Origin of the sequence: Thalassospira sp. SN3W, assembly GCF_038070535.1 — a bacterium.
Classification (GTDB): Bacteria; Pseudomonadota; Alphaproteobacteria; order Rhodospirillales; family Thalassospiraceae; genus Thalassospira; species Thalassospira xiamenensis.
In genome coordinates this window covers 475301-487649 of sequence record NZ_CP121124.1, presented here as the reverse complement: position 1 = coordinate 487649, position 12349 = coordinate 475301, and the positions used below count along the sequence as shown (strand labels likewise).

Annotated in this window: 10 protein-coding genes; 3 read left to right on the top strand and 7 right to left on the bottom strand. The window is 52.9% G+C overall.

Annotated features, from left to right (window positions below; genetic code table 11):
• Window positions 1-406 precede the first annotated feature (406 nt).
• From P8T57_RS02015 to P8T57_RS02005, 3 genes are all read left to right on the top strand, one after another.
• Window positions 407-1756, top strand: a complete 1350-nt coding sequence (locus tag P8T57_RS02015) for a hypothetical protein (protein WP_341364440.1) — start codon at window positions 407-409, stop codon at window positions 1754-1756.
• A 34-nt stretch (window positions 1757-1790) separates the two neighbouring features.
• Window positions 1791-3170, top strand: coding sequence for an MATE family efflux transporter (locus P8T57_RS02010; protein ID WP_341364439.1), 1380 nt, complete (start codon window positions 1791-1793; stop codon window positions 3168-3170).
• A gap of 150 nt (window positions 3171-3320) precedes the next feature.
• The gene (locus P8T57_RS02005) at window positions 3321-4988 is read left to right on the top strand and encodes a methyl-accepting chemotaxis protein (RefSeq protein WP_341364438.1); all 1668 of its coding nucleotides are present in this window, start codon (window positions 3321-3323) and stop codon (window positions 4986-4988) included.
• On the opposite strand, the gene P8T57_RS02000 is transcribed toward P8T57_RS02005, so the two are convergent.
• The 7 genes from P8T57_RS02000 to P8T57_RS01970 form a co-directional block, all read right to left on the bottom strand.
• Window positions 4985-5434 (bottom strand): GNAT family N-acetyltransferase, encoded by a 450-nt coding sequence (locus tag P8T57_RS02000; protein ID WP_223305140.1) that lies wholly within the window; start codon window positions 5432-5434, stop codon window positions 4985-4987. The two genes, P8T57_RS02005 and P8T57_RS02000, sit on opposite strands and share 4 nt — an antisense overlap.
• A gap of 58 nt (window positions 5435-5492) precedes the next feature.
• Window positions 5493-6422: a hydroxymethylglutaryl-CoA lyase gene (locus tag P8T57_RS01995; protein WP_341364437.1), complete on the bottom strand. Its 930-nt coding sequence runs from the start codon at window positions 6420-6422 to the stop codon at window positions 5493-5495.
• 1 nt (window position 6423) lies between these two features.
• Window positions 6424-8427 carry an acetyl/propionyl/methylcrotonyl-CoA carboxylase subunit alpha gene (locus tag P8T57_RS01990; protein WP_341364436.1) on the bottom strand — a complete coding sequence of 668 codons (2004 nt, stop codon included), beginning with the start codon at window positions 8425-8427 and terminating at the stop codon, window positions 6424-6426.
• Between the two features lie 2 nt (window positions 8428-8429).
• On the bottom strand, window positions 8430-9251 hold the full coding sequence (locus P8T57_RS01985) for an enoyl-CoA hydratase/isomerase family protein (RefSeq protein ID WP_114093998.1): 822 nt from the start codon (window positions 9249-9251) through the stop codon (window positions 8430-8432).
• Between the two features lie 7 nt (window positions 9252-9258).
• Window positions 9259-10869: a carboxyl transferase domain-containing protein gene (locus P8T57_RS01980; protein WP_114093999.1), complete on the bottom strand. Its 1611-nt coding sequence runs from the start codon at window positions 10867-10869 to the stop codon at window positions 9259-9261.
• Window positions 10870-11130: 261 nt separating this feature from the next.
• Window positions 11131-11739: a 2-hydroxychromene-2-carboxylate isomerase gene (locus tag P8T57_RS01975; RefSeq protein WP_037988082.1), complete on the bottom strand. Its 609-nt coding sequence runs from the start codon at window positions 11737-11739 to the stop codon at window positions 11131-11133.
• A 126-nt stretch (window positions 11740-11865) separates the two neighbouring features.
• Window positions 11866-12339 carry an Lrp/AsnC ligand binding domain-containing protein gene (locus P8T57_RS01970; protein ID WP_007090318.1) on the bottom strand — a complete coding sequence of 158 codons (474 nt, stop codon included), beginning with the start codon at window positions 12337-12339 and terminating at the stop codon, window positions 11866-11868.
• Window positions 12340-12349 lie beyond the last annotated feature (10 nt).

The window sequence follows — 12349 nt, the reverse complement described above, 5'->3', positions numbered from 1 at the left end:
GCCCGTTGAGGGCGTCTTTTCTTTTGCCCTTATAATGCCGGTATTTTCTGTCAGTGATAGCGGTCGTCCAGTCGTCATTTCTGGGCAGGGAATTGATATTGGCGGCTCAATGATTATTCTTTTGTATATAAAAAACTGTCCAGAGTTCACCTTTAGAGTGGTGTTTTGATCGGTTTCAAGCTATACACTTATTAGCTGTTTAAGTGCCTTTGCGTGGCAACCATTGTAAAATGCTTGGTTGTCCTTCAGGCTAAAAAGGAGAGCCCGAAAACATCAGTCCCAACAACAGGATGCAATCCTGCCAAGCGGATTGGGGAATTCACGCATCTCCTGACAGTTGGCATCGGTAACGGCCGATGCAAGGAAGCAGGTTCGCATTTCTGGGTTCAACAGGAAAAGGCAACCAATGTCGATTGAGCAAAGCCTGGCAGGGATTGGTGATAGCTGCGTGATTACGCGGGATTTTACGCGTTACGATCACGGCTATCAGGACAAGGCGCTCAAATATATCGATTATCTGGGGGCGCTATCGCTGGCGTTGCGTAAATTTTCCGAATATAGCCGGACAATGCTGGCGTCCCAGCAATTGTATATCTACGCCAAATGGCTGGCGCGATACACGGCATACTGGCCGGAACTTGACCAACTTGTCGACAGACTGGAAAACAGTTTTGACGATGTTGACCAAAGCTATGTCGCAACTCAGTCTTCGGTTGATGGTTCGTGGGGGTGGAAATATAACGAATTCCACCACAAATTTGATGCAACCATTGTGCGTTTGCATGAATTGTCCAATGAAGGCCGCGCACCGCGTTATCCGCTGCATTTCCTAGAACCGATTGCAACGGCTCCGGCAATGCGAAACTATCTGGAAAAGCTTCTTGTTTCCGATATTGCCACCACCGGGCGCAATCAGCGCGATGAATTCGGCAGTGTGATCTGCTGTCTGGCGCAGCTTTGTTTCAAGCCGTCCTTGCGACGCTATGCGCAGAAACATGTGCGCGGCATCGATCTTGATCAAAACTATGTTGATGCCTTCCGCAACTTCCTTGATGAAATCCAGAACCCCGAAACCGGTTACTGGGGCCCTTGGTACATTTCGGATGGCAAAACCCATCGTTATGATGATCTCAGCTATACTTTTCATATCGTGTCATATCGCAAGGGGCGCGTCGGACATTGGTCCGATATCATCCGCACCACTCTTGAAAGCCGCCAGATGGAATATCCGCAAGGATGGCTCAGCCGCGGTGAATTTAATAATCACAACAACTATGATGTCGCGAAAATCTTTCGCTATGGGTGGCCGCATATGCAGTCGGCAGAACGGGCCTTGGCGCGCGAACAGATTGGCGCCATGCTTGACTGGTGTGTTGGGCATTCCCTTAAGCGCGATGGCAGCTTCGTCCCTGACAGTCGTTTCTATAACTCGCTTGAGTCCTGTTATTATTTTGGTGTCTCGTTTCTGGACGAAGTTGGATATTTTCAGCCTTCTAAACGTTTCTGGACCCAGCAGAAATTTCCTTATGCGCCGGTTTTGCAGTCTCGCATCGGGCGCAAGCTGGACGAGTTCGATGCCGAAAATCCCAGCGTGATTGCCGCCAAATGGAAAATCGGCCCGGATGCCGCCAGAATATCGGCATCGTCAGTGAACCGCGAAGGTCTCTCGCGCATGCCGCTGCTTTCCGGGGATGATTGTGCAACCACCGAAGAACGCGAATTCGAATTTATCCTGCGGCCAAATAATGATGGCTGAACGCGCTTTTCAGCTCTGCACAGTGTGAAATTCGATGGCTATGCAGTCGCAATATTTTGTCTCGGGTTCAATCCTGCGTCACATCTTTTCAATGGCGCATACCAGCATGCTTGCGCTGGTGGCGATGGTTCTGGTTGATGCGCTTGATCTGTTTTTCCTGAGCCTTCTAAGGGATGTGGAAATCATTGCCGGTCTTGGCTTTGCCTGGCCGATTATCTTTTTCACACTTGCCGTGTCGCTTGGCATATCGACCGCAATGACAGCACTTGTTTCCCGTGCCGAGGGGCTTGGTGATCGGGACAGGGCAAAAGTCTATGCCACGCATGTTATGGTATTCGGTCTTGTGCTATCGGTCGTGATGACGGTCGTCTTGTGGCTATCGGCACCTTGGATGCTTGATATGTTCGGGGCGACCGGCAAGGCCCGTGATATCGGCATCACTTATGTACAGATCGTGATCCTGTGCTTGCCGGTTCTGGTGCTTAGCATGTCATCGGGCGCGTTGTTGCGTGCCATCGGGGCAAAGCAGCGCGCCATGTGGTCGAAAATGGCCGGGGCGGCGGTCAATGCAGTCCTCGATCCGATTTTCATCTTTGGTTTTGATTGGGGAGTCGAAGGGGCAGCATGGGCAACCGTCGTGTCACGGATCGTAATCATGGCAGTTGCCTTTTACGGTGTTCGAAACGTTCATCACATGCTTGGCCTGTTTGATGCGAATCTTTTCCGCAAGGACATCCGCGATATTGCCCGTGTAACCGTACCAGTCGGATTGGCAAAGGTTGGCCCGCCAATTGCCAGCGCCTTTATCATGTCCAGCATGGCAAAGTATGGGCCCGATGCAGTGGCCGCCATGGCGATCATTGAACGTATCGCGCCATTCGTCTTTGTTGGCTACATGGCGTTACCCCAGGCAATCGGCCCGATCATCGGCCAGAATTTTGCCGCGGCAAAGGCCGAACGGGTGCGCAGCATCTGGCATAATGTCTGGGCACTGGTGGCGGTTTACGGGGTTACTGTCTGCGCTGCCCTGTTCCTGTTTCAAAGCCAGATTGCGGAGCTTTTCAGCGCGACCGATCAAACAACAGCGTATCTATCGATTTTTTGCAGTTTTACAGCACCCTTTTATATGTTCCTCGGTCTGCAATTTTCATCACATACCTTTTTTAACGTTACCGGGCGTCCCAATCTCGCGATGGTCTTCGATCTTGCGAAGGAACTGCTGGGGGTGATCCCGCTGGTATGGCTTGGCAGTTATTATTTGGGCGCAACCGGTGTTTTGTTCGGGCAGGCCGCCGGAATTGTTCTTTTTGGAACCATCACCGGAATCGTCAGTTACCGTCTGGCCCGCCGGATGGGGGCATCTGATAGGGAGGGTGGTTTGCAGACAACTTATGGTAGTTCTAAGATTTTGTAACCAAAGAATATTCCGCTGACGGCGCTCAATGCCCTGAAAATGGCCCGCTAAAGTGCGGTTTTCTATTGCTGTCTGAATACAATTGTTCTGGTTGAATTTATTTCCTTCCAAACAACATTAAGGAGTGTGCCTGCATCTTTGGAGGGAAATATGTCAATTTTAAAAAGACTTAAAATAGCGCCCAAAATCTTTGGTGGCTTCGGGCTCGTTCTTTTGCTTCTGGTGTCGATATCCATACTGGGGTTCGTCACGTTAACCGGGATAGGTAGCGATTTTGATAGATACCGATCTATTGCAATACAGTCTAACGAGGCAGGCCGGGTACAGGCCAACATGCTCGAAGCCAGGGTTGGCGTTAGGGACTATTTGCTGACCGGGCGGCAAACAGCCATCAGCACTGTGCTCACGCGTCTGCAAACAGCATCTGAATTGAATGAAAAACTCGGCACGCTGGTTGATCAGGGTGCGCGAAAAGCCCTCATCGAGGAAACGAAGGATGATTTGGCTGACTATCTTCAAGTCTTTCAATCAGTTGTAAAAACTCCGGCTGGTGATCCTCAAAGAGACCAGCTTGTTATTGAAGGTCTGGACCGTATCGGTCCAGAGGTTGCATCCAATCTTGAAAACCTGAAACTTGAAATCAGGCAAGAGCAGGATAAGCTCGGGCCGATGGTTACCGAGGATATCCAGAATACCATCATGCTTGTGACGTCAATTTCAGTTGCTGCGGTGGTTTGCGGTATTGGTGCCGCTTGGCTGATTGGGACGGGAATATCCAATCCTATCCGGAATATTACGGAAGCCATGACGGTTCTTGCCGCCGGCGATAAAGAAACACCAATCCCCGGGCAGGATCATAAGGATGAAATCGGCGATATGGCCAAAGCCGTGCTGGTTTTCAAAGAAAACATGATCCGGGCTGAACAGCTTGCCGCGCAGGAGGCCGAGGCACAAAAACGAAGAGAAGCCCGCGTGAAAGTCATCGAGAAGCTTACCAATGATTTCGATGCCGACATGTCTCTGGTGCTGAAAAGCGTATCATCTGCGGCAACAGAGATGCAGGCAACAGCTTCATCGATGACAGCAACGGCAGAAGAAACCAATCGTCAGTCAACTGTGGTTGCAGCGGCGGCTGAACAGGCATCCAACAATGTTCAAACCGTTGCGAGTGCATCCGAGGAATTGAGTGCTTCGATTTCGGAGATCAGTCATCAGGTCAATCAATCATCGCAAGTTGCAAACAAGGCTGTTTCCGAGGCGGAAAATACCAACGCTCAGGTCCGCGGGCTTGCGGAAGCTGCCCAGAAGATTGGTGATGTGGTCGGGTTGATTAGCGATATTGCTGCGCAGACCAACCTTTTGGCATTGAATGCAACGATTGAAGCTGCGCGGGCAGGTGAGGCAGGGAAAGGTTTTGCTGTTGTTGCTGCCGAGGTCAAAAATCTCGCAAACGCGACATCAAAAGCAACCGAAGAGATTACTGCCCAGATCACAGGAATTCAGGCGGAAACAGAAGTTGCGGTGGTTGCGATTGACTCTATTGGCGGTACGATTGCTGAGATCAGCGAAATTGCGGCAACGATTGCAAGTGCTGTGGAACAGCAGGGGGCTGCCACCGAAGAAATCACCCGAAATGTTCAGCAAGCATCAGCCGGAACAAGCGAGGTAACCGAAAACATTCATGGTGTTAACGAGGCGGCGACATCAACCGGCGCCGCTGCCGAGCAAGTGTTGAATGCATCGGGTGAGCTGTCTGAGCAGGCAGAAACCTTGCGTCTGAAAGTTGAATCTTTCCTGACAGCGGTCAAGGCAGCTTAATCTTCGTTTTGTTTAAACTGCATCAACACACACGGACCATCGCCGGTTTCATATTCGGTATTACCGATGAAACCGGCGGCCTCGTAACTTTTTCGCGCCCGCACATTTTCCGGATCCGGGTCAATCGCGACCATTGGTGCGCCGCGTTCGATCAGCATTTGCGCCAATAATCGCAAAAACATTTTGCCGTGGCCGCATCCCATCATGTCGGGCACGCCAATGAAGGCATCAATGCATCGTGTGCCCTTGGGAAGGTGAGCAAAATGGGGCTGCGGCCACTGATGCGCGTCATAATGCTGAGCAAAGGCAAATGGTCGATTGCGATAGGATACAATCAGCGTTGCCATTTCCGGCAGCTCGATATCTTCGGTGATCAGTTCGATCTGCTCGTCCGGTGCACCCCACCATCGCGCCACTTCGGGTACCCGCAACCAGCGTCGTATCATGGGCAAATCGCTGGGGACGGCCCGCCGGAAACGATATGTCTCGGCGGCGGCCATGCGATCAGATCCCGACAGTGTCGCGTTTGGCAGCAAGCACCAGATTGGCCTTTGATCCGGACAGGCGGCCGATTTTTCCGGTAATCCAGCTACCTGTTTCTGCAAGCTTTTCAAGGTCGACACCGGTTTCGATGCCAAGACCGTTCAGCATATAGACGACGTCTTCGGTCGCAACATTGCCACTGGCCCCTTTGGCATAGGGGCATCCGCCAAGACCGGCGACGGAGCTATCAATCGTGGCAACCCCCATCTGCAATACCGCCAGAAGATTTGCCAATGCCTGGCCATATGTATCATGGAAATGTGCGGCAAGTTTTTCGATGGCAACCTGATTTGCAACGGCTTCGATCATGGCCTGTGCTTTGCCCGGTGTGCCGGTGCCGATGGTATCGCCCAGACTGATTTCATAAGCCCCCATATCAAACAGGGCTTTGGCGACGTCTGTAACCTTCTGTGGGGCAATTTCACCCTCGTAAGGGCATCCGAGAACACAGGAAACATACCCGCGCACGGCGATGTTGGCATCACGCGCTGCGGCGACCACCGGCCGGAACCGATCAAGGCTCTCAGCGATGGAACAATTGATATTCTTCTGCGAAAAGCTCTCCGATGCCGCACCAAAAACTGCAACTTCGGTTGCACCTGCTTCGATGGCGGCTTCAAGCCCTTTGAGGTTTGGGGCCAGAACTGGATAGGTGACGCCCGGTTTACGCAAAATACGGCCCATGACATCGGATGCGTCGGCCATTTGTGGAACCCATTTCGGGCTGACAAAGGCGGTGGCTTCGATGACCGAAAGGCCTGCATTGCAAAGGCGATGGATCAGTTCGACCTTGATGTCGGTCGCAACCATCCCCTTTTCGTTCTGCAACCCGTCACGCGGACCGACTTCGACGATTTTGACACGCGCGGGCAAGCCCGAAAGGCGGGGCATTCTATTTTGCCTCCTCGATGGCGATCAATTCCACGCCATCATCAACCTGATCGCCAACGGCAAAGAATATCTCGCGGACCGAGCCCGAAACCGGTGCTGAAATAGTGTGTTCCATTTTCATTGCTTCCATCACCACAAGCTTATCGCCTGCGGCAACAGATTGCCCCGGTTCCGCCAGCACGGCAATGATTTTACCGGGCATCGGCGCTGTTAACCCGCCACCGGCACCTTCCTGCCCGCCTGCGGCGGCGACCGGATCAAAAATCTCCAACCGGTCAGAACGTCCATCGCGGAAGATCGTCAGTCGATTGCCATCGCGAAGGACACTTGCGCGTTTGCGCACCTGATCAAGTGTTGCATGAATGGTCCCATCACTGCCGAATTCGGCATGGGCCGTAACCGAATTGCCGTCAGGCATATCGATGACATAACCGTGCGTGCGGTAATGCACCCTGATTTTCAGTTCTGCACCGTCATGGCGCAGGATCAGATTATGGTGGTTGTCATCATTCATCCGCCATCCCGATGTGCTGTGCCACGGGGAATAGGGGTCGCTGCTTTGCGCCGCATGGCTTTTGGCCTCGGCATCGCGACGCATCAGAATATCAAGGGTGGCAAAGGCCAATGCGTCATTATCAGGCACCGCCGGGGCAGGGATCAGATCGTCAAGATACTGGCCGATGAAACCGGTTTCGACTTCGCCGCGCTCAAAGGCCGGATGACGCGCAATATTGGCAAGAAAACCGGTATTGGTTGTTACGCCGACAATCTGTACATCGTTAAGTGCGGTTGCCATCCGGCGCAGTGCCGATATGCGATCCGTATCCCAGGTGATCAGCTTTGCGATCATCGGGTCATAATGAATTGAAACCTCGCCGCCTTCGTAAACGCCGGTATCTATCCGCACGTGATCATTGGCCGCGGGCATGCGCATATGCACAAGTGTGCCGGTGGCGGGCAGGAAATCATTATGCGGGTCTTCGGCATACAGTCGGACTTCGAAGGCATGGCCGTTAATGGTCAGTTCTTCCTGTGCCTTGGGCAGCTTTTCACCGTCAGCAACACGCAATTGCCATTCGACAAGGTCCTCTCCGGTGATCATCTCGGTCACTGGATGTTCTACCTGAAGGCGTGTGTTCATTTCCATGAAATAGAACGCACCAGACGCATCTAGCAGGAATTCGACCGTACCAGCCCCCTGATAGCCAATCGCCTTTGCGGCATCAACGGCGGCCTTGCCCATCTGTGCCCGAAGATCTTCGGGCATGTTCGGGGCCGGGGCCTCTTCAATGACTTTCTGGTGGCGACGTTGCAGAGAACAGTCGCGTTCAAACAGATAAACCGCATTGCCATGACTATCGGCAAAGACCTGAATTTCAACATGGCGCGGCTTGACGATCAGCTTTTCAATCAGGCAATGATCGTCGCCAAAGCTGCTGGCGGCTTCTCGTTTGCAACTGACAAGGGCATCCTTGAAATCGGCGGGTTTTTCAACCGCCCGCATGCCTTTGCCGCCGCCGCCCGCCGATGCCTTGATCAGAACCGGATATCCGATCTTGTCTGCTTCTGCGGCCAGAAGATCCGGGTCCTGATCTTCGCCGTGATAACCGGGAACCAGCGGAACACCCGCCTTGCCCATGATTTTCTTGGCTTCGGATTTCGATCCCATCGCGCGGATCGCACTTGCCGGTGGGCCAACAAAGACACAGCCCGCTTTTTCAAGGGCATCTGCAAACCCTGCATTTTCCGACAGGAAACCATAACCCGGGTGAACCGCATCTGCCCCCGATTGTGCAATGACATCAAGCAAACGATCAACGCGCAAATAGCTGTCTTTCGGGGCTGGACCGCCGATGTGATAGGCCTCGTCGGCCCGTCGGACATGCAGGGCATTGGCATCCGCGTCGGAATAAACCGCGACGGTCTGGATGCCCATGCAGCGTGCGGTTTCAATCACGCGGCAGGCAATTTCACCACGGTTGGCGATCAGTATTTTGCGCAGCATGATTAATTCTCACTCCACTTCGCGGGGCGTTTTTCAAGAAATGCACTGACACCTTCACGGCCTTCGGAACTTGCGCGCTGATCGGCAATACGTCGTGCGGTATCGTCAAGGACATCATCGTCAATCGGTTTGTTGGCAACCGCATAAATCAGCGATTTTGCTGCATCCATGGCACCCGGGCCATTCGCCAGCAAAAGCTTTGCCATGGCGTCGCCACGCGCTATCAGATCGTCACCTGAAACAATTTCATGGACCAATCCGATGGCGTGGGCGGTCGCGGCGTCAAAACGCTCCGCTGTCATAAAATAACGACGGGCGTGCGAGACGCCAATGGCCTCAACCACATAGGGAGAAATAACCGCTGGGATCAGGCCCAGTTTGACCTCCGACAGGCAGAAACTGGCGCGATCAGACGCAATCACAATGTCACAACATGCTGCCAGCCCAACCCCACCACCAAAGGCCGCCCCGTTGATGAGCCCGATGGTTGGTTTTGACGCAAAGTTCAAAACCTTCATCAGTTTTGCAAGCTTGCGGGAATCTTCAAGATTTTCGTCATGGCTGTAACCGGCCATGCGCTTCATCCAATTCAGGTCGGCCCCGGCAGAAAAGCTTTTGCCAGCGCCGGACAGAATGATTACCCGCACAAGCGGATCGGCATTCAGCGATTCCAGCTTGGCCGTCAGATCGCCGATCAGGATATCGTCAAACGCGTTGTGGATTTCCGGACGGTTCAGCGTGATGCGGGCAACGCCCGATGCGCTGATCTGGCACATCACGGCATCGGTTGATGGATTGGTGTTATCGGTGTTTACATTGCTCATGCCAGCCTCACATCCGGAACACGCCAAAGCGCGTTTCCTCGACCGGTTTGTTAAGTGCTGCCGAAAGACCAAGCCCAAGAACCATGCGGGTATCGGCCGGATCAATCACCCCATCGTCCCAAAGTCGCGCAGACGCGTAATAGGGATGACCCTGTTCTTCGTACTGGTCGCGGATCGGGCCTTTGAAGGCTTCCTGTTCTTCTATGGGCCATGTTTCACCGCGCTTTTCTTGTGCATCTGCGCGGATTTGGGTCAAAACATTTGCCGCCTGTTCCCCGCCCATGACTGAAATTCTTGCATTTGGCCACATCCAAAGGAAGCGGGGGCTATAAGCACGGCCACACATGCCATAGTTGCCCGCACCAAATGATCCACCGATCAGGACGGTAAATTTGGGAACCTTGGCGGTCGCAACGGCGGTCACAAGCTTTGCACCATCCTTGGCAATGCCGCCACTTTCATATTTGCGCCCGATCATGAAACCGGTGATGTTTTGCAAGAACACGAGTGGAATACTGCGTTGGCAACAGAGTTCAATGAAGTGTGCACCTTTAAGTGCACTCTCGGAAAACAGGATGCCGTTATTGGCAATGATCCCGACCGGATAGCCGAAAATGCGGGCAAAGCCGGTAACCAGTGTTGTACCATACTGGGCCTTGAACTCGTCAAAGTCTGATCCGTCTACGATGCGGGCAATGACTTCGCGCACGTCATAGGGTTTCTTGGAATCGCTTGGAATAACGCCATAAATTTCGCGCGGGTCATAGGCGGGGTCGCGCGGGGTGGTCAGGGTCAAACCGGGATTTTTCGTCCAGTTCAGGTTCTTGACGATATTGCGCGCAATCGACAATGCGTGGGCATCGTCCTGTGCATAGTGATCGGTCACGCCCGATGTCTTGCAATGAACATCGGCACCGCCAAGGTCCTCGGCCGAGACAACTTCGCCGGTTGCGGCCTTCACCAGGGGGGGGCCTCCCAAAAAGATCGTGCCCTGTTTACGAACGATAATGCTTTCATCGGACATGGCCGGTACATAGGCGCCACCCGCCGTACAGGACCCCATGACAACCGCGATTTGCGGAATGCCCTTTGATGACATGGTTGCCTGATTGAAAAAGATGCGGCCGAAATGGTCGCGATCCGGGAAAACATCATCCTGCCGTGGCAGGTTCGCCCCGCCGCTATCGACCAGATAAATGCAGGGCAGATTGTTTTCGAGCGCGATTTCCTGCGCGCGAAGATGCTTCTTCACCGTCATCGGATAATAGGAGCCGCCTTTGACCGTGGCATCATTAGCAACGATGACGCATTCAACGCCTGAAACCCGACCAATCCCGGTGATGATGCCCGCAGCAGGAACGTCTTCATCGTCATACATGCCATAGGCGGCAAGCTGTGACAGTTCAAGGAACGGGGACCCGATATCCAGCAATTGACGGATACGTTCACGGGGCAGAAGTTTGCCGCGCCCTGTGTGCCGGTCGCGCGCGCGTTCACCGCCGCCAAGTTTGATCTGCGTGATCTGATCACGAAGATCGGCAACCAGTTTTTCCATCTGTTCGGCATTGTTGCGGAAATCTTCCGAGCGGGGATTTATCGCAGATTTCAGAACCGTCATCGTCAATTGACACCGTTTGTTGCCGGGGCTGTTTATGCAAGGAAACGGCCCCGTGGTGAATGGCGTTTATGACTGCTGTTATGGTGGAAGTTTACGTAAACGTCAAGATTAAATAGGTAATCCAGTACCGAATTTACGTATATCAAAAATGGACAGTATATTGGGATCGCGAAATGATATTTCGAGTGAGGGAAAGTGTCGCAAAATTCGTATATATTTTAATTGGTTATGGATTTTCGATGGGCACGTTTTCTGATCGGATCAGTCGTCAATCTGCTTGCGCAGTTTGATCCAGCGTTCAAGATGTTCAAGCCGGTCATTGCCAAAAAATGCCTCGTCTTCATAGAAAAAGAACGGCGACCCGAAGGCACCGCGTGCGATGGCTTCGTCGGTAACTTCGCGGACGTGTTGTTTCCATTTCGGATTTTCGACGGCTGCGCGGATTTCTCCGGCATTGATGGAGTGCCGGGTGGCTGTGGCAAAGACAACTTCCGGGTCCGACATATCAAGCCCGTCGGCAAAATATCCGCGATAGACATCCTTGGCGAACTTGATCGCCAATGCGGGCTTGGTTGATGCAATCCAGTAATAGGCGCGGGTCGGGACCAGTGCGGCATAGGGGAATTTTTCGGGGATGCAGAACGGCGTGTTCTGCATCTTTGCGCAGCGTTCCATGTCGTGCCTGAAATAGTCGCCGCGGATTGGCTGGTCCAGCAGTGGGCTTTGTCCGGTTTGCTTGAAGGCTGCCCCGATCATGAATGGATACCAATTGACCGTAACGCCGGTTCTGGTCTCAAAGGCCTCTATGCGTTCCGCCGCAAGGTAACCGTAAGGTGACGAGAAATCGAAATAGAAAGTGACTTCCGACATGTTGTGGGGCCCGTAAATAATGACGCGAAACTGTGTGCCACGTTGCGATACCGGCAAAGCCATCGGCAGGATGGCTTGGTCATAGTGTGCCACTAAGCATTTGTATTGCAACCAAAATGATGGAATTTATGGGATCGTTATGCCGGGGCGGACTTTTACTTCTTCCATGACGACATATGTATGAGTCTGGCTCACGCCCTGAACCGAAGACAGGCGTTCAAGGAATTCACGATAGGCATACATATCAGCAACCCGCAGTTTCATCAGGTAATCAAAGCCACCTGCCACCATGTGGCATTCTTCGATTTCCGGCAATTTGCGGATCGCTGTTGCGAAAACGTCAAACACGTCCGGGGTTGTTCGATCAAGCGTGATTTCGACGAAAACCACCAGCGACTGGTTAAGCTTACGGGGGTCAAGCAGGGCCATATAGCCGGTGATGAAGCCGTGTTGTTCAAGGCGACGGACACGTTCAAGGCAAGGTGTCGGGCTAAGATTGACGCGGCGTGACAGTTCTACATTCGACATGCGTCCGTCGTTTTGAAGTTCGCGCAGGATCTGTTTGTCGATCTTGTCCAGGCTTTTATGATTCTTCTGCATTTCTATCTAT